The sequence below is a fragment of the Streptomyces sp. NPDC048481 genome (assembly GCF_043200075.1).
Taxonomy (GTDB): domain Bacteria; phylum Actinomycetota; class Actinomycetes; order Streptomycetales; family Streptomycetaceae; genus Streptomyces.
In genome coordinates this window covers 42,900-60,285 of sequence record NZ_JBICXC010000016.1, presented here as the reverse complement: position 1 = coordinate 60,285, position 17,386 = coordinate 42,900, and the positions used below count along the sequence as shown (strand labels likewise).

Annotated in this window: 15 protein-coding genes; 2 read left to right on the top strand and 13 right to left on the bottom strand. The window is 74.9% G+C overall.

The genetic code is table 11. The annotated features are described in order from the left end of the window. Positions 1-360: 360 nt before the first annotated feature. Positions 361-984 (top strand): glyoxalase, encoded by a 624-nt coding sequence (locus ACGFSH_RS32995; RefSeq protein ID WP_393355011.1) that lies wholly within the window; start codon positions 361-363, stop codon positions 982-984. Between the two features lie 110 nt (positions 985-1,094). Here ACGFSH_RS32995 and ACGFSH_RS32990 read toward each other — a convergent pair whose 3' ends face one another. The 8 genes from ACGFSH_RS32990 to ACGFSH_RS32955 form a co-directional block, all read right to left on the bottom strand. Then, positions 1,095-1,511, bottom strand: a complete 417-nt coding sequence (locus ACGFSH_RS32990) for an enediyne antibiotic chromoprotein (RefSeq protein WP_393355009.1) — start codon at positions 1,509-1,511, stop codon at positions 1,095-1,097. Positions 1,512-1,778: 267 nt separating this feature from the next. Continuing rightward, positions 1,779-2,444 carry a response regulator transcription factor gene (locus ACGFSH_RS32985; RefSeq protein WP_329417911.1) on the bottom strand — a complete coding sequence of 222 codons (666 nt, stop codon included), beginning with the start codon at positions 2,442-2,444 and terminating at the stop codon, positions 1,779-1,781. Positions 2,445-2,961: 517 nt separating this feature from the next. Continuing rightward, entirely contained in the window at positions 2,962-3,366 is a 405-nt protein-coding gene (locus tag ACGFSH_RS32980; RefSeq protein WP_393355007.1) for a GNAT family N-acetyltransferase, read from the bottom strand. After that, the gene (gene purB / locus ACGFSH_RS32975; RefSeq protein WP_393355005.1) at positions 3,350-4,636 is read right to left on the bottom strand and encodes an adenylosuccinate lyase; all 1,287 of its coding nucleotides are present in this window, start codon (positions 4,634-4,636) and stop codon (positions 3,350-3,352) included. Before purB ends, ACGFSH_RS32980 begins: the two co-directional genes overlap by 17 nt. 51 nt (positions 4,637-4,687) lie before the next feature. After that, the gene (locus ACGFSH_RS32970) at positions 4,688-6,181 is read right to left on the bottom strand and encodes a glutamine synthetase family protein (protein ID WP_393355003.1); all 1,494 of its coding nucleotides are present in this window, start codon (positions 6,179-6,181) and stop codon (positions 4,688-4,690) included. A 27-nt stretch (positions 6,182-6,208) separates the two neighbouring features. Continuing rightward, a complete protein-coding gene (locus tag ACGFSH_RS32965) occupies positions 6,209-7,597 on the bottom strand; it encodes an amidase family protein (protein WP_329417809.1) in 1,389 nt (462 codons plus the stop codon). Between the two features lie 11 nt (positions 7,598-7,608). After that, positions 7,609-9,573, bottom strand: coding sequence for a hypothetical protein (locus ACGFSH_RS32960; protein WP_393355001.1), 1,965 nt, complete (start codon positions 9,571-9,573; stop codon positions 7,609-7,611). Beyond that, on the bottom strand, positions 9,570-9,899 hold the full coding sequence (locus ACGFSH_RS32955) for a 4Fe-4S ferredoxin (protein WP_329417815.1): 330 nt from the start codon (positions 9,897-9,899) through the stop codon (positions 9,570-9,572). The genes ACGFSH_RS32960 and ACGFSH_RS32955 overlap by 4 nt, the downstream gene beginning before the upstream one ends. Before the next feature lie 976 nt (positions 9,900-10,875). Between ACGFSH_RS32955 and ACGFSH_RS32950 the strand changes: the two genes are divergently transcribed. Then, on the top strand, positions 10,876-11,958 hold the full coding sequence (locus tag ACGFSH_RS32950; protein WP_393354999.1) for a methyltransferase: 1,083 nt from the start codon (positions 10,876-10,878) through the stop codon (positions 11,956-11,958). A 96-nt stretch (positions 11,959-12,054) separates the two neighbouring features. Here ACGFSH_RS32950 and ACGFSH_RS32945 read toward each other — a convergent pair whose 3' ends face one another. The 5 genes from ACGFSH_RS32945 to ACGFSH_RS32925 all read right to left on the bottom strand — a co-directional run bounded on the left by ACGFSH_RS32945 (position 12,055) and on the right by ACGFSH_RS32925 (position 17,278). Then, positions 12,055-13,569 carry an FAD-dependent monooxygenase gene (locus tag ACGFSH_RS32945; protein WP_393354997.1) on the bottom strand — a complete coding sequence of 505 codons (1,515 nt, stop codon included), beginning with the start codon at positions 13,567-13,569 and terminating at the stop codon, positions 12,055-12,057. Positions 13,570-13,628: 59 nt separating this feature from the next. Next, positions 13,629-15,131: an FAD-dependent oxidoreductase gene (locus ACGFSH_RS32940; RefSeq protein ID WP_393354995.1), complete on the bottom strand. Its 1,503-nt coding sequence runs from the start codon at positions 15,129-15,131 to the stop codon at positions 13,629-13,631. Position 15,132: 1 nt separating this feature from the next. Next, positions 15,133-16,077, bottom strand: coding sequence for an aromatase/cyclase (locus ACGFSH_RS32935; RefSeq protein WP_393354993.1), 945 nt, complete (start codon positions 16,075-16,077; stop codon positions 15,133-15,135). A gap of 124 nt (positions 16,078-16,201) precedes the next feature. Continuing rightward, positions 16,202-16,987 carry a 3-oxoacyl-ACP reductase FabG gene (gene fabG / locus ACGFSH_RS32930; protein WP_393354991.1) on the bottom strand — a complete coding sequence of 262 codons (786 nt, stop codon included), beginning with the start codon at positions 16,985-16,987 and terminating at the stop codon, positions 16,202-16,204. 15 nt (positions 16,988-17,002) lie between these two features. After that, complete coding sequence (locus tag ACGFSH_RS32925; RefSeq protein WP_393354989.1) at positions 17,003-17,278, bottom strand: phosphopantetheine-binding protein; 276 nt, start codon at positions 17,276-17,278, stop codon at positions 17,003-17,005. Positions 17,279-17,386: the final 108 nt, after the last annotated feature.

The window sequence follows — 17,386 nt, the reverse complement described above, 5'->3', positions numbered from 1 at the left end:
GACCGTCCGCGGCCGGCGCGGGGGAGCCGGCTCCGGTCCCGGCCGGGCCGGCGCCGGCGCGGTGTCACCCGTCCGGCGGCAGACGCGAACCGGCGCGCGCAACCCGCGCGACCTCGGAAAACCCCGCCGCGACCGTGGCGACGGCGAGCGCCGGCGCGCCCCGGGCGGCCCGGCGCCCGCCGTCCGCCGCCCGCGACCGCCCGGCCTTCCGGCGCGTTCGCGGCGTCCCGGCCGGTCGCGAGGCCGGTCGTACCGGCGCGCCGCCCCGTCCGGCGGCGGCCGTCCGGGCGGCGCGTCCGGCCGCCGCACGGGCGTCGGATCCCCAACTCCCGTGGCGCGGGCGGGGCTAGAGTGACCGGCATGACCTCCCTCGCATCCGTCACCCTGGAGGTGGCCGATCACGCGGCCGCCGAGAGCTTCTACTCCGACGCCTTCGGGCTGGGCCCGCGGCTGCGTCTGCGGGCCTCCGACGCGCAGACGACCGGATTCCGCGGGTTCACGATGTCGATCACCGTCTCCCAGCCCGCCGACGTGGACAGCTTCATCGAGTCCGCCCTCAAGGCCGGCGCCACGACGCTGAAGCCCGCCGCGAAGTCCCTGTGGGGCTACGGCGGCGTCGTGCAGGCCCCGGACGGCACGATCTGGAAGATGGCGACCTCGTCGAAGAAGGACACCGGCCCCGCCACCCGCGCCGTCGACGACCTCGTCCTCCTGCTCGGCGTCGAGGACGTCAAGGCGAGCAAGCAGTTCTACGTCGAGCGCGGCCTGTCCGTCGCCAAGAGCTTCGGCGGCAAGTACGTCGAGTTCGCCTCCGACGACGCCGCCCCCGTCAAGCTAGCGCTCTACAAGCGGAAGGGCCTGGCCAAGGACGTCGGAGTGGCCGAGGAGGGCGGCGGGTCGCACCGCATCGTGCTCGGCAGCACGTCCGGCTCCTTCACCGACCCGGACGGCTTCGTCTGGGAGGCCGAGCAGGCGTCCGCCTGAGCCGTCCCGCACCGGGACGGCGGGAACACGAACGCGCCCACCGAGCGGTGCCGGTCGCACGGGCACCGATCGGTGGGCTGCGCAGTCCTGTCCAGGAGAGCGCGCGTCGCTCAGCCGAAGGAGATGCCGGCGCCGACCGCTCCGGTGGCGTCCTGGTACGCGACCAGCTGGCACTGCTGCGTGGCGCAGTCGACGGTCACGGACGTGCCGGCGCCGGTGCTCCAGTCGGTGGCCTTGAACTGCTTGTGCACCGTGTAGGACGCGGTGAAGGCGCCGTTGGCGCCGACGGTGGCCGTGGTCAGCGCGTCGGTGCAGGTGGTGTTCTCCCGGCACTGCGACACGGCGACCTGGGCGCCCGCCGGGAAGCCGGTGCCGGTGACGGTCACGGTCTGTCCGTCCGCCAGACCGCTGCCGGGCGAGACGGTCACCGCCGCGGCCGCGGAGGCCGGAGAGGCGGAGACGGCGAAGGCGGCCACGACGGCGGAACCCAGCAGGCCGGCCTTGGTCAGACGCGAGCGGATCTGCATGTTCTTCTCCCCGATGAGTGCGGAAACGGAACCGGAACGGCGCGTTCTGATGATCACGCCTCACCCAGAGTCGACCGCACCGCATGAGAACGGCTCGAAGCCCGCTCGAAGCCTGCTCGACCCCGCGAGGGAGCGTGCTCGATTCACGGGCGAACGTGCTCGATTCGCGGGGGAGGGTGCTCGATTCGCGGGGCGCGGCTCGATTCCGCGGGGCGCGTGCCCCGTCGCGGCACCGGCTCCCGCCTTCCGCCTCCTGCGGGTGGGGCCCTACGGGTTGCCGAGCATGAAGCCGACGCCGCGCACCGTCACGATCCAGCCGCTGTCGCCCAGCTTGCCGCGCAGGCTGCTGACGTGGGTGTCGACGGTACGGCGGGACCAGGAGTCGCCCCAGACCTGCTGGAGCAACTGCTTGCGCGGGATGACGGTGTCGGGATGCGAGGCCAGCAGGCACAGGAGGTCGAACTCCTTGCGGGTCAGGGCGACTTCCTCGCCGCCGACCAGGACCTCGCGGGAACCCACGTCGATGTGCAGGCGGCCGTGCCGGATCTCGCGCGCGGCGGCGGGCTGCCACTCGGCGCGCCGCATCACCGCCTCGATGCGGGCCATCAGCTCGCGCAGCCCGTACGGCTTGGCCACGTAGTCGTCCGCGCCCGCCTGGAGGCCGAGGACGCAGTCCAGCTCGGAGGCGCGGGCGGTGACGATGATGACCGGCACCCGGCTGACGGCGCGGATGGCGCGGCAGACCTCCAGCCCGTCCAGGTCGGGCAGTTCGAGATCCAGCAGGACGAGATCGGCGTCCTCGTGGGCGCGCAGCGCGGCCTCGCCGCGGCGCACGCCGAAGGCCTCGTGACCGTGCCGGCGCAACTGGGTGACCAGGGATTCGGCGCAGGAGTTGTCGGCGTCGACGACGAGGACGCGGCGGCCGGAGGGCATCGACACGGCCGCGCCGTGCCCGGCGGCGGCGGGCCCGCGGGGGACCGTGGGCCGGGGGGCGGCCGCGGCGGGGCCGGCGGGCGGGCGGGTGTCGAGCAGCGCCTGTGCCGATGTCACGGTCGTGCCTCCCCCGGGGGTGCGGTGCTGTGCGCGGGTCCGGGCCCCGCCCTGACCCCGAATCTAGGCAAGCGCGGTCGAGCCCCGGTACAGCCCCGACTGCCCCGCACGGGGCGTGGGCCAGGGGCCGGAGGCCCTCCCGCCTGGAGGGTCGCGACCGGATCGTCGTCGCCAAGTAGGGCGGCATCCCGGTGGTAGAGATCTTCGGTCCCGGACCGTCGTGAGAACGAGTGAGCGGGCCACCCAGCACTGGGTGGCCCGCTCACTGCATCGAAAGGAGATCCGCGGGGGGAGTCCTCACGGGGCAAGCCTCACAGGGCCGGCCCTCCGCCGGCAGGCCCCCTCGGGGCAGGGTTCCCAAGGGGGCGGGGGTTGTGGGCGGGGTGTCACGAGTGGGGTCTTACGGGTTGAGGACCCAGGCCGAGTCGTGGCGGGTGAAGCCGATGTGCGGGTAGTAGTCGACGGCCGCGGGCGCGGACAGCAGCACGAGCTTGGCGTCGGGCGCCTCGCCGCGCGTGGCGTCGATCAGCGCGCGGCCGATGCCGGAGCGCTGGCGGTCCCGCACGACGGCGATGTCGGACACGTAGGTGACGTAGGAGAAGTCCGAGACGGCGCGCACGATGCCCAGCAGCGTGCCCTCGTCGTCGCGGGCGACCAGCACGAGGTTGGCGTTCTCGACCATGGCCGCGAACCGGTCCCGGTCCCCGACCGGCCGCCGCTCGCCGAGCCCGGAGGCCCGGTAGACGCCGAGGACCTCGTCCAGGTCGAGCGCGGCGCCGTCGACGCGGTCAATCTTCCAGCTCATGCAGCTTCTCCAATCGGGTGCGGATCACGTCGTGGTGCGTGAGGAAGCGCTCGGGGCCGAGCCCGGCCAGGTCGATGCCCTGCTTGGCCAGGGAGGCGCCGAAGTGCTCGCCGGTGGCCAGGGTGTGGTTGGCGGCGGCCTGCACACTGCGGTAGGCGTGTTCGCGTTCCACGCCGTTGCCGAGGAGCTCGGCCAGGACCGAGGAGCTGTGGATGAGGCCGTCGGTCTGGTCGACGTGCGCCCGCATCCGGTCGGCGTCCACCGCCAGCGAGGCCACCAGATCGGCGGCCCTGGTCACCTGGAAGTGGCCGACGCTCAGGCTGTCCGGCAGGATCACCCGCTCCACGCTCTGGTGGGCGAGGTCGCGTTCGTGCCACAGCGCCACGTTCTCCATCGCGGTGTCCGCGTAACCGCGCAGCAGACGGGCCAGCCCGCACAGCCGCTCGCTCGTGGTGGGGTTGCGCTTGTGCGGCATGGCGCTGGACCCCTGGTAGGCGCCGGTGCGCGCCTCCTCGACCTCACGCACCTCGGTGCGCTGCAACAGCCGCAGCTCCAGGGCGATCTGCTCCACGCACGCGCCCAGGGCGGCCACGGCCTGAAGAAGCTGGGCGTGCCGGTCGCGGGCGACGACCTGGCTCGGCGCGGGCTCCACACCGAGGCCGAGCGCTCCGCACACGTACTCCTCCACGTACGGGTCGATCAGCGCGTACGTGCCGACGGAGCCGGAGACGGTGCCGACGGCGACGGCCTCGCGGGCGGCGGCGAGCCGGCGCAGCGAGCGGTCCACGGCGAAGGCGTGCCCGGCGAGCTTGTGCCCGAACGTGGTGGGCTCCGCGTGCATGCCGTGGGTGCGGCCCACCATCACGGTGTCCCAGTGCTCCAGGGCCCGCGAGGTCAGCACCCGGCGCAGCCGCCGGGCCGCGTCCGCGAGCAGGTCCGTGGCACGGGCCAGGGTGTGGCCGAGCGCGGTGTCGACGAGGTCGTAGCTGGTCATGCCGAGGTGCACCCACCGAGCCGAGGATTCGGGGATGTCCTCGCAGTAGGCGGCGAGGAAGGACAGCACCTCGTGGTCGCGCTCGCGCTCGATCTCGGCGACCCGCTCCGGGTCCGGGACCCGGGCGCGGCGCATGTCCTCGACCGCCTCGTGCGGGACGCGGCCGAGGGCGGCCTGCGCCTGCGAGGCGAGGATCTCCACCCGCACCCAGGTGGCGTAGCGGGTGCGGTCGCTGAAGAGGTCCGCCATCTCGGGCAGCGTGTAACGGGCGATCATGCGAGGCCTCCGTCGGGAGTGGAACGGCACGGCACAGGGGCTCGACGCGGGTCAGTAGGCGCCGAAGTACTCACGCTGCTCCCACTCGGTGACCCGGCCGGGAGCGGGCGCCGCCTGCACGCACCAGGCCTCGTAGCGGCGCAGCTCGCTCTCCTTCAGCTTGACCAGGCAGGCGGCGAGCGGCTCGCCGAGCAGCCGGGCGGCGCGTCCGGCGCGGAACGCGTCGAGGGCCTCGCCCAGGTGCTGCGGCACCAGCCCGGCGCCGTCGGAGGGGGCGGGCGCGGCCTGGGCGGTCAGTCCCTCCAGTCCCGCGAACAGCTGCGCGGCGATGTTCAGATACGGGTTGGCGCACGGCTCGCCGATGCGGTTCTCGATGTGCGCCCCGCCGCCGTGGCCGACGACGCGCAGCATCGCGCTGCGGTCCTCCTGGCTCCAGCCGAGCCGGGTGGGCGCCAGGGCGTGCTCGGCGGCCAGCCGCCGGTAGCCGTTGACGGTGGGCACCGACAGCAGGCACAGTTCGCGCGCCCAGGACAGCAGCCCCTCCGCGTACGCCTTGCCCTGCGGGGGCAGCCCGCCGGAAGGGCCCTCGGTGCCGAACAGGTTGCCGCCCGTGGCGAGGTCGGTGACCGACTGGTTGAGGTGCCAGCCGCTGGGGTCGGCGGCGTCGAGGAGGGGCTGCGACATGAACGAGGCGTGGTGGCCGCGGCGGGCGCACCAGCTCTTGGCGACCGTGCGGAAGAGCAGCATGGCGTCGGCGGCGTCCAGCGCGGACATCGGGCTGAATGTCGTCTCGACCTGGCCGGGCCCCGACTCGTGCTCCATCGACCGCAGCGGCAGGCCGAGAGCCAGCAGGTGCAGGGCGAGCGGGTCGGTCAGGGGGGCGACGGTGTCGTAGTGCGCGTCGAGGTTGAACTGGTAGCCGGCGTTCAGGGCCGCCACGCGCGGCGCCCGCCCCTGGAGTCCGAAGCCGTTGCCGGTGTTGCCGGGCTCGTCGTCGAGACGCCGGGTCAGGTACCACTCGACCTCCAGGCCGAGGACGGCGGTGAGGCCGTGCTCGGTGTACCGCTCGACGACGCGGCGCAGCACGGCCCGCGAGGACAGCGGGTGCGGGCTGCCGTCGCGCAGGTACTCGTCGCCGATCACCCAGGCGGTGCGCGCGCCGCCGCCGGGCAGCCGCTGGAAGGTGAGCGGGTCGGGGACGAGGACGAAGTTGCCCGCGCCGGCGATCTCGTCGACGCCGATGCCGTGCTCGCCGAGGAAGTCGACGGCGACGGCGTGCCCGGTGTCGAAGACGAACGGACCGGGGCTGAAGTTCATGCCGTTGCGCAGCACGGAGCGGAACGCGGCGGCGGTGAGGGTCTTGGAGCGGGCCAGTCCGTGCGGGTCGCCGAAGACGAGGCGGACGAAGTCGAACTCGCCCAGGCTCGCCTCGATCCGCTCGGCGGCGGCGGTGCGGGCCTCGTCCCACAGCCCGTGATCGGCCACGAACGAGGGCCGCCCGACGCAGTCCTGCGCGGCGGGCGAGGACCATGACCTGACGTGCATGGGGAACGTCCTTTCCACAGCGTTGAGTTACCGGGCGGCCGCGGGCTCCAGGGCCCGCGCGGCGGGCGGCGCGAGCGTGCCGAGATCCGACTCCAGCCGTCCGGCGAGTGAGAGGACCAGGTCGTCCCCGCCGACGGGGCCGACCAGTTGCAGGCCCACCGGAAGACCGGAGCGGGTGAGTCCGGCCGGCAGCGACAGGGCGGGCTGGCCGGTCATGTTGAAGGGGTACGAGGCGGGCGCCCAGGCCAGCCACCGCAGGTCGCGCGGATCGTCCGCCCAGGGCGGGCCGACGGCGTCGGCGGCGAACGGCTCGACGGGCACGGTGGCCATGGCGAGGACGTCGTAGCGGTCCATGACGGTGCGCAGGGTGGCGCGCAGGCCCTGGCGGACCTCCTCGGCGCGGATCACGTCGGCGCCGGTGAGGGTGCGCCCGTACCGGATGACCTCCAGGCGGCCGGGGTCGGCCCACTCGTCGTCCTCGGGGCGCGCCCCGGCCGCCTCGGACGCGGCCAGGAGGTCGACGAGCGCCGGGTACAGGCGGTCGCAGCGCACCTCGACGTCCTCGACCGCATGCCCCTGACCCAGCAGGGCCAGGCGGGCCTGTCCGCCGACCCGGCGCACCTCGTCGGCGGTGCCGTCGTAGTCGATCCAGCCGATCCTGAGGCGGCGGTCGGCGCGCGGCGCGTCGAGCGAGCCGAGGCCGGAGTCGGGGTCGGCCGGATGCGGGCCGGACATGATCCGCCCGAGCAGCGCCGCGTCGGCGACGGTACGGGCCAGGGGACCCTGGTGGGCGAGCCGGTCGGCGCTGTTGGGGACGTACGGGATGCGGCCCAGGGTGGGTTTGTAGCCGACGACGCCGCAGAACGCGGCCGGGATCCGGATCGATCCGGCGCCGTCGGTGCCCAGGGCTGCGTCGCACAGGCCCGCGGCCACCGCCGCGGCGGCGCCCCCGCTGGAGCCGCCCGCGGTCAGGCGCGGATCGTAGGGGTTGCGGGTGGGCGGGGCGACGCGGCTGACCGTCGAGGCGCTCCAGCCGTACTCGGAGGTGGCGGTCTTGCCGACGACGACGGCTCCGGCGGCGCGCAGCCGGGCCACCGCGGGAGCGTCCTCGCGGGGCCGGGCGTTGGGCAGCAGCGAGCCCCGCACGGTGGGCAGGTCGCGGGTCTGGAGCAGGTCCTTCACCGACACGGTGACGCCGAGCAGCGGCAGCGTCCGCCAGGCGGCGGCGCCGAGCCGGCGGATCCGCGCGTCGGCGCGCTCCGCCGCCCGCAGCGCCTCCTCGCCCGCGACGGCGACGTACGCGTCGAGCGTGTCCCGCTCGCGGGCGGCGGTCAGGACGGCGCTCGTGTGCTCGACGGCGGACAGTTCGCCCCGCCGCAGGAGTTCCCTGGTGTGGCTGACGCCGCGGGCGGTCATTCGCTCTCCCCTCAGGACGCTCGGCGGACCTGGCCGGCCAGCGAGTCCGAGCGTGCGGGCCCTCGGCCCGTGACGGTCGCCCAGTGCCAGGCGGAGTCGAACGCGGTGACCTCCAGAGCGGACCCGGCGGCGACCAGCCGGGCGGCGAGCGAGGTTGCGCGGGCGACGAAGCCCGACACCCGGTGCGCGGCGAGCACGTCCTGCTCGCCGAACGGGTCGCCGGCGCAGCGCAGCAGCCTGAGGTCCATGAAGCCGTCGAAGCGGCGCCCGTCGACCTCGACGGCCTGCGGGGAACGCACCGAGAACCGCACGTTGTTGTTGACGTGCCCGTGATGGTGCTGGTCGGAGAAGAACGCGACGTCCGGGATGACGGGCGGCACGAAGTGGTCGCGGGCCGTCACCTCGGGCGCCTTGGGCAGGTTGCCGGCGACGAAGTGCCAGGAGTTGTACTGCATCCGCGAGGACATCGCCCAGGCGGCGTCGGCGAGCGCGGCCTCGGAGCCGCCGAAGTGCGCGGCGGCCTCGGGGCGCGGCACCACACAGCAGAAGAAGTGGGTGATGTCCCAGTCGCAGATCTCCGCCCAGTTCTCGCCGCGCAGCGCGCGCACCAGGCCGGGCAGCGAGCGCATCCCGCGGCTCATCGCGAAGTCGGCGCCGAACGCCGTGACGGCCGCGGCCACGCTCTCGTACACCAGGGACTCCAGGCCGGTGCCGAAGTCGCCGTGCGGGCGGGCGAGCCATCCGGGGTCGGCGGCCAGGTCCCGGCCGAGGCCGGCGAGCGTGTCGCCGGCCAGCGGCAGCCGGGCGCGCAGCTGCTCGACGACGGCCGACTCGCGCGCGCGGGCGACCGCTCCGGGCGGGGAGGCGACCCGCTCCACCTTGTGCATGAGCGCCCCGTGGATCTCCCGGTACAGCTGGGCGTCGCGGCTCACCGACCCGCGGCGCTCGCGCAGGGCGACGGCGAGCCGGTCGAGGTCGACGACGCGGTCCGAGGCGGGCGCGGGCACCGGCTCGCCGCCCGGCACGGCGTTGTAGGCGCGACGCACCCGCTCCAGCGTGTACGCGACGTGATCGACGGTCAGCTGGGTGCCGTTGGCCTCCTCGACCCGGCCGAACCCGGCCGAGCGGATGAGCAGCGTGAGACAGACGACGAGCTGGACGTCGTGGTCCGACCACAACTCGAGCGGCAGGCCGTGCAGGGCGCTCAGGGCGCAGTCGGGGTGCCCGGGCCACAGGGTCTTGCCGGTCAGCGTGTTGCGGCCGCGGAAGTTCGTGTACTGCGTGTCCTCCTGGTAGAGGACGAACGGGGCGGTGCGCAGGGCCGCCTCCCGGGCCTGCGCGACGAGCGCGTCACGGCCCTCGGGGCCCTGTCCGGCGAGCCAGGCGCGGCAGTCGGCGACGGAGGCGTCGCGGCGCTCGCGGGCGCGCTCCAGTTCCCGCCGGTAGGCGGCGAGGACGGCGCGGCTCCACGGCACCCGGCGCACACCGCCGACCAGGTCGCGGGGGTCGAGGGGGCGGGCGTCGGGAGTGCGCACGACGATACGGCCGCTCGCCGCGAGGCCGATCTCCCCACGGAACGCGGGCGGTTCGCCGGCACCACCGCTGCCACCGTCCCCGCCGCCACTGTCTCGTGCGCTGTCGCCGTCGTCGCCGTCGTCGCCATCGCGCCAGCTCAGACCGCACAGCGCGGTGAGGGCGGCCTGCTCGGCGGAGTTCAGGGCCCGCAGCTGGACGTCACCGGGGACGTGCCCGTCGAGGGTCAGCAGCACCTCCACGGCCGACCGCAGATCGGCCGCCCCGGCCGCGCGCCGCCAGACACGCCGGAGCAGTCCGGGAAAGCCCGCGTCGGCGCCGGTGACGCGGTCCGGGGTCGCGGTGCTCCCGGCCGGGAGGCCGAGCCGGCTGGGGCGGCGGCTGATCCGCTTTCTCGCCTGCACCGCGCGGCGGGACTCGGGGCGCCCTGCGGAGTCCTTCATGCGGCACTCTCGGCGGTCAGCTCGACGTGGTTCCACATCGCGTCGTCGGTCGGGGTCCAGTCCTCGTCGACGTAGATGCAGTCGACCGGGCACTCCAGGACGCAGGAGGGACAGCCCGAGCACAGTTCGGGGACGATCACCACGTCCAGGCCGCGGTCGAAGATCGCGCCGAACTCCGCGGGACAGCCGCGCAGGCAGCTGTCGCAGGTGATGCACTCGGACGGCTCGATGCGCCGCGGCGGCTTCTTCCAGTTGTCGGCGCGCGAACGCCGGGCGATGCGCTCGGCGCGCTCCGACAGCGCGGCAGACGAGGCAAGCTTCTTCACGGGAGTGGCCCCCTCCGGGACTCTTCTCGGCCACGGCCGAGACGGACGGAGCCCATCGTCACCGCGCCCTCTCGACTGCCCCCGGAGCGCGAGTGGGGACCGACTGGAGCTGCCCCGCCCCCGGCGGACCGCCACGTACGTCGCCCCGTAGACCGTCCCCTGTGTCCTGCCCTCGGCGGTGTAGGGGCCCCTCACCGCGGCGACCCCGGGGGGCGTCGGCGATCCGCTCCAGCGCTTCGGTCATCGCCTCCCGTGCCGCGGGCGCGGACCGCCGCTCAGGGCCGCTCCGCCCGCGGGCCACAGCAGGCCGCCGCCCAGGGCCCCGAGCCCGGCTCCGCCCGGCCCACGCGGGACGGGCATCGCCGTCCACGGTCCGCGCGGCGCAGGCATCGGCACCGCCGCCGTCGCAACAGCAGCAGTCGGCGGGCGTGGCCCGGCCGCGCCCGACTGGCCGGCAAGAGCCTGCGCGGGCGGATGGGCGAACCCCGCGCCCGCGGCCTGAAGGCACCGGAACTTCAGCGGGGCGTCGAAGGCCCGGCCGATCGGCAGCCGGGGCACGCCCTGGCGCAGCGCGCAGCCGAACGACCAGGTGCCGCCGGTGGACGGGCCCGGGGTGCGCGCCGCGCTCCTGCGGCTGCTGCACGACCCGCAGGTCCGGGCGCCCGGCCGGGCGTGCGCCCCGACGACCCGCCGCCCACGACCCACCCCGGCCCCGCCCCGTATGGGCCCCCGGCCCCGTATGGGCCCCCGGCCCGTACGGGCTCCGGCGCGCCGTGCGGCACCGGCACCGGCACCGGTACCCGCGCCGCACGGCATGGGCACCGGTGTGGCTCCAGGCGTTCGCGAGTGTGGCCCGGCCGTGCCACCGGACCCTCGTGTCCGGGGCGTGCCCGGCCGTCGCCGGCCGCGGGCGCGCCGACCTGCCCGCCGCGGGCGGACCACCCGGCCGCTCGCCGCCCACCACACGGAGGAACCCATGCCGCTGCCGCCCGCCCGTGTCGTCCGAGCCGTCGAAGGCGTGCGCACCGCCCTGCAGAGGCTGGCCCGCAAACTCGCCCCCGCACCGTTCTCGCTGCTCGAAATGGTCCAGGGCGCCATGCTCAGCCAGGCCGTCTACGCCGCCGCCGAACTGCGCGTGGCCGAGGCGCTGCGCGACGGCCCGCTGCCCGTCGCGCGGCTCGCCGGACGGGTCGGCGCCCACCCGGAGACGCTGCACCGGCTGCTGCGGCTGCTCGCCTCCAACGGGATCTTCACCGAGCGCAAGGACGGCAGCTTCGCGCTGACGCCGATGGCGGAGGCGCTCCTCGAGGACGCCCCGATGTCCATGCGCGGCATCGCGGTGCTCATGGGCCACCCCGTCCACTGGGAGGACTGGTCGCACTTCGTCGACGCGGTGCGCTCCGGCGAGCCCAGCCTGCCCAAGCTGCGCGGCATGACGGCCTTCGAGTTCCTGGAGGCCAAGCCGGAGTACGGCGAGGTGTTCATGAAGGGCATGGGCGCCATGTCCGCCACCGAGACCGAACCGCTCCTGGCCGCCTACGACTTCTCCCGGTTCGGCACGGTCGTGGACTTCTGCGCCGGGCGCGGCGAGCTGCTCGCGGGCATCCTCAGGAAGTCGCCGGGCGTGCGCGGGATCCTCGCCGACCCGCGGGTGGAGGAGAACGGCGCGGCGCGGTATCTGGCCGAGCAGCAGGTCGCCGACCGCTGCGAGGTGGTCGCCGCCGACCTGTTCGGGCCGGTGCCCGAGGGCGGGGACGTCTACGTCCTCAAGCACATCGTCCACGACTGGCCCGAGGAGAAGGCCCTGGAGATCCTGCGCAACGTCCGGGCCGCGATGCGGCCGGGCGGCACGCTGCTGCTGATGGAGATGGTCGTGCCGGACAAGGCGAACTCCGCGCACGCCTCGAAGCTGGTGGACCTGTGGCTGATGCTGCTCGTCGGCGGCAAGGAGCGCACGGCCGCGCAGTACAAGGGACTGCTGGCCGACGCCGGCTTCCGGCTGGAGCGGGTGGTGGAGACCGCGGGGGCGATCTCGGTCGTCGAGGCGAGCGTCCGGTAACGGTCCGCCGGTGGCGGTCCGCGACGACGACGAGGGGCGCCGCCCGGTGGTCCGGGCGGCGCCCCTCGTCGTGTACGTGTGCGGCCGGTGGCGCGGTCAGCGCCCGGCGGGCGTGCCGAACCAGCGGGCGAGGGCCGCGTCGAGGCCGTCGGCGCCCCCGGCCCCGGTCCAGGCGACGTGCCCGTCGGGACGCACCAGCACCGCCCCGGCGCCCGCGAACACCGCGCCGTCCGGCGCGCAGGCCGTCGCCGTGACGACGTCGACGCGGTCCGACCACGGCGCCGCCGCCTCGCGCACCCGGGCGTCGTCGGCGAGGTCCAGCAGCAGACCGCGGCCGGCGTGCAGCAGCCGGAAGGTGTCGGTCGGGCCGTCGGGAACGGTCAGCGCGGTCCTGGCCAGCCGGCGGCCGAGCAGCGGGTGCGCCCCGTCGCCGTCGTCGCCGAGGTCGTAGCGGATGTCGAGGTGGGAGACGACGCCCGCCAGGTGGCGGCGGACCACGTCGTGGCCGGTGAGTTCGGTCAGGATGCTGCGCAGCGGCTCGGCCTGGTCGCCGCCGAGGAAGACCATGCCCTGCGCGCGGGTGTTCATCAGCAGGCGGCGGCCCACCGGGTGGCGCTCGGCGTGGTACGTGTCGAGGAGCGCGTCGCCGGCGCGGCCGGTGACGACGGCGGCGAGCTTCCAGCCGAGGTTGGCGGCGTCCTGCACGCCGGTGCTCAGCCCCTGTCCGCCGGCGGGCAGGTGGATGTGGGCGGCGTCCCCGGCGAGCAGCACCCGGCCGCGCCGGTACTCGGTGGCCTGGCGGGTGGCGTCGCTGAAGAAGCTGACCCACTCGGCGCCGCCGCCGCTGATGTCCTCGCCGGTGATGTGCTCCCACGCCTTGGCGACCTCCTCGAAGGTGACCGTGTCGTCGGCGCTGCGCGCGGCGGCCCCGTGCGGGCACACGATGATGCGGTGCACGCCCTCCTTGAGCGGGGCCGCCATCACCATGCCGTTGGGCAGGGTCTCGCCGAGGTAGCGCGGCTTGAGGTCGACGCCGGTGATGTCGGCGAGGAACATGGCGCGGGTCGCCTCGGTGCCGGGGAAGCCGATCCCGGCGAGCTTGCGCACCGTGCTCTTGCCGCCGTCGCAGCCGACGAGGTAGCGGGCGCGCATGCGCCGCACGCCGTCCGGGGTGCCGACGGTGACCTCGGCGTGGTCGCCGTCCAGGAAGCCGTCGGCGAGGGCGAGGACCTCGTGGCCGTGGTGGACGACGGCGCCCAGGTCGGCGGCCCACCCGGCGAGGACCGCCTCGGTCTGGCTCTGCGGGATGCCGCGGGCGCCGAAGTGCGCGCCCTTCAGGGAGGTGAAGTCGAACTGCACGCCGCCGAAATGGCCGACGGCGCTGACCTCCAGGCTCTCGCCCTGCCCGAAGCGGGGGAGGATGCCGCGCTGGTCGAACACCTCCATGGCGCGGGCGGTGAAGCCGAGACCGCGGGACTGGCCGGTGGGCTCGGCCAGCTTGTCGAGGACGATCACCTCGGCCCCGCCCAGGCGGAGTTCGCCCGCGAGCATCAGCCCGGTCGGACCTGCCCCTACGACGATGACGTCGGCGTCCATCGTGGTGTCCTGCATGTCGTGGATCCCTCTCACTCAACTGTGGTCCGTGCTCGGTGCGGGCGGGGGGCGGCGCCTCAGGGGGACCCGAACCACCGGGCGACGGCCTCGGCGAGTCCGTCCCCGTCCCGGCCGCCGGCCCAGGCGACATGGCCGTCGGGCCGCACCAGGACGGCGGACGTGCCGTCGAGCGGCGAGCCGGGCGCCGCCTGCGCGGCGACGGTGTCGACGCGGTCGGCGGGGACGTCCACGCGCGGCGGCGGCCCGTCCAGTCCCAGGAGCAGCCCGCGCCCGGAGCGCAGCAGGTCGGCCGGGGTGCAGAGGATGTCGCCGGTGCGCAGCCGGGCGTACGGCAGCCGGGCGCCGCGCAGCGGATGCGCGGGGCCGCCGACGTCGTAGCGGACGTCGAGGCCGCTGATCATCCCGGCGAGGCGGGCGCGCGCCTCCTCGCCCGCGACGAGTTCGGCGAGGACCGTGCGCAGCGGCTCCACCTCGGGGCCGCCCAGGAGCAGCAGGGCCTGGGCGCGGATGTTGCCGAGGACGGCCGCGCCCACCGCGGCGCGCTCGGCGCCGTAGCTGTCGAGGAGGGCGGCGGGGGCGGTGCCGTCGACGGTGGCGGCGAGCTTCCAGCCCAGGTTGTAGGCGTCCTGGAGGCCGAGGTTGAGGGCCTGCCCGCCGATGGGCATCTGCCGGTGGGCGGCGTCCCCGGCGAACAGCACCCGGCCGTGCCGGTAGCTCGTCAGCAGCCGGTTCTCGTCGTCGAAGTGGTTCACCCACAGGGGCGTGCCGCCGGTGATGTCCTCGCCGGTGACCCGCTTCCAGGCGGCGGCGACCTCGTCGAAGTGCGGGTCGCCCGTGCGGGCGCGGGCCGTGGCTCCGAACTCGTGGACCATCACCCGGGTCACGCCGGCCGGGTTGCGGGCGGCGACGGCGAGACCGCCGGGAAGCCGCTCGAAGCGGCGGTCGGCAATGTCGATGCCCTCGACGTCGGCGCGCAGCAGCTCGCGGGCGGCGGGGACGCCGGGGAAGGCGGCGCCGGTCAGGGCGCGCACGGTGGAGTCCTGGCCGTCGCAGGCGACGAGGTGGCCGGCGCGCAGGGTGACGAGGGCGCCGTGGCGGTCGGTGGCGGCCGCCTCGACGTGGGAGCCGCGGTCGTCCACGGCGTGCAGGGTGTGCCCGCACCGCAGGTCGGCGCCGAGACCGAGGGCCCACTCCTCCAGCACGGACTCGGTCCTGGCCTGCGGCACCTTCCACTGGCCGGGGTAGGGGCCGGGCAGCGTCAGGTCGAGGGGGATGCCGCCGAAGTGGCCGCGCGGCTCGCGCGGCGGGCTGCCGAGGTCGGCGAGCAGTCCGCGGCTGTCGAGGAGTTCCATGGTGCGGGCGTGCAGGGTGGAGGCGCGGGACTGCGTGGTGGGGCCGTGGCGCCGCTCGACGAGCGTCACCTGGATGCCGCGCAGGGCCAGTTCACCGGCGAGGAGCAGACCGACGGGGCCCGCGCCGACGACGATCACCTGGGTGTCGACCGTCCGGGCGGGCCCGGTGGGCGCCGGCGGGTCGTTGCGGTGCGGGGCGGCGGCCATGTCAGCGGTTCCGCTCCGCGTACTCCTTGGCGTGGCCGAGGGTGGCGAGGCTGTTGGTGCTCAGCGCGCTGTGCACGTAGGCGCGGGCGTCGGCGACGGTGGCGTCGGGGCCGAGGACCGCGGCGATGTTGTCGGTGTTGAGGGTGACGGTGTGCTGGGAGCTGGCCGTCGCGCCCCCGTCGCCGCTCTCCTCGAAGGTCCACATGCCGGTGTGCAGGGTCATCAGCGCCGGCAGGGTGACCTGCTTGTAGGCGATGCGGTGGTGGCCGAGGACGACCCGGTAGGACTTGGTGGTGTGCGTCGAGCCGTCCTTGGCCCGCGTGTCCATCTCCAGCTCCTGAAGCCCCGGGGTGTCCTCGGCGAAGCGGACGCGGGCCACGTGCGGAAGCCGCTCGGTCCACCGCCCGGCCTCGTTGACGAAGGCGAACGCGTCCTTGGCCGAGCCCTCGATCCGCACGGTGTCGGTGAAGGAGAAGGTCAGCTCCTGCGCGTCGGCGGCGTGGACCCGCTCGACGTTCTCCTTCAGCGCGGCCAGCTCGCTGGTGCTGTTGCGGTCGACGGCCCGCTCGATCCACAGCAGGTCGTGCGGGTCGTCGTCGACGGCCCGGTAGTCGTGCAGCAGCCGGACACGGGAGGCGCCCTCGTCGAGCGGCTCCACGATCCAGGTCCCGCCCATGGCGGCGACCGGCGGCGCCGGCACCTCCTGGCGGAAGGTGATGCGCAGGCCCTCCGGGTCCAGGACGCGGCGCGAGGTCCACGTCTTGGGCTCGCCGTTGGCGGTGGCCCAGATGCGGATGCGCTCCTCGTCCGCCCCGCCGTCCTCCCGGTCGACGAAGATCGTGGGCGGGAAGATCCGCGGCCACTCGGTCACCTCCGCGAGGAGGCGGTAGACGGCGGCGGCGGGCGCGTTGATGGTGATCTCGTGCTCGACCTCACGAGTCGTCATGACGGCTTCTCCTCGGTGGTACCGGCGGTGCGCGGGGCGGCGGGGAGCGGGAGCTCCGGGGGGTGGGGCGGACGGACTCGGGGCGGGCCCGGAACCAGGGGCGGGCCCGGAACCCGGGACGGTCCTAGAAGTTGCCGAGTCCGCCGCAGACGTTGAGGGCCTGGGACGTGATGGACGCGGCGGTGTCGGAGGCCAGGTAGCCGACCAGGCCGGCGACCTCCTGGGGGGTGGAGTAGCGGCCGAGCGGGATCTTGGCCTGGAACTTCGCGAGGATCTCGTCCTCACTGGTGTCGTAGGCCGCCGCGTAGCCCTGGCGCACCCGCTGGGCCATCGGCGTCTCGACGTAGCCGGGGCAGACGGCGTTGACGGTGATGCCGGTCGGCGCCAGCTCGTTGCCGAGCGCCTTGGTGAAGCCGACGACGCCGTGCTTGGAGGCCGAGTAGGGGGCGCCCAGGACGACGCCCTGCTTGCCCGCGGTGGAGGCGATGTTGATGATCCGGCCGCGGTCCTTGCCGCGCATGCCGCCGGTCGTCAGCACCTCGCGGGTCATCCGGAAGACGCTGTTGAGATTGGTCTCGATGACGTCGTCCCACAGCTCGTCGGTCAGGTCGGCGGTGGGGCCGCCGCCGGAACGCCCGGCGTTGTTGACGAGGACGTCGACGGTGCCGAACGCGGCGACGGCGCTGCGCACGAACTCCTTCACGGAGCCGGCGTCGCGGACGTCGAGCCGGCAGCCGTCGACGTCCAGGCCCTCGTCGCGCAGCGCCTTCACGGTCAGCCGCACGGACTCGGCGTCGCGCGCGCCGATGAAGACCCGGTGGCCCTGCCGGGCCAGCAGGCGGGCGGCCTCCAGGCCGATCCCGCTGGTCGCCCCGGTGACGAGGGCGACCCTCGCGGTGGTGTCGGACATGGGTGTGTGCTCCCCTCAGGCGGCCTGGGCGGCGGCCAGGCGCAGCTGGGCGTTGACGGCTTCGATCAGGTCGCGCGGCGCGAGCTCGTCGCTGAGGTCGTCGTCGTCCAGGACGATGCCGTACTCGCGCTCGATGCGGCCGCCGGTCTCCAGCAGGGCGATGGACTCGTAGCCGAGCACCTCGAACGCGGTGTCCAGGATGTCTCCGCCGAGGTCGATGTTCTCGTCGGCGCCCGCGGCCTCGAGAAGGATCCGCCGGAGGTCGTCGAGGGTGAACTGAGTGCTGGCCATGGGTACTTCCTTCGGTCTCGGGGCTGGCGCCCCAGCTGATCTGTTTCGTGGTCGCGGGCACGGTGACCTGGTGTGCCGGCGGGGACGGACGGCTCGGCGCGCGCCGCC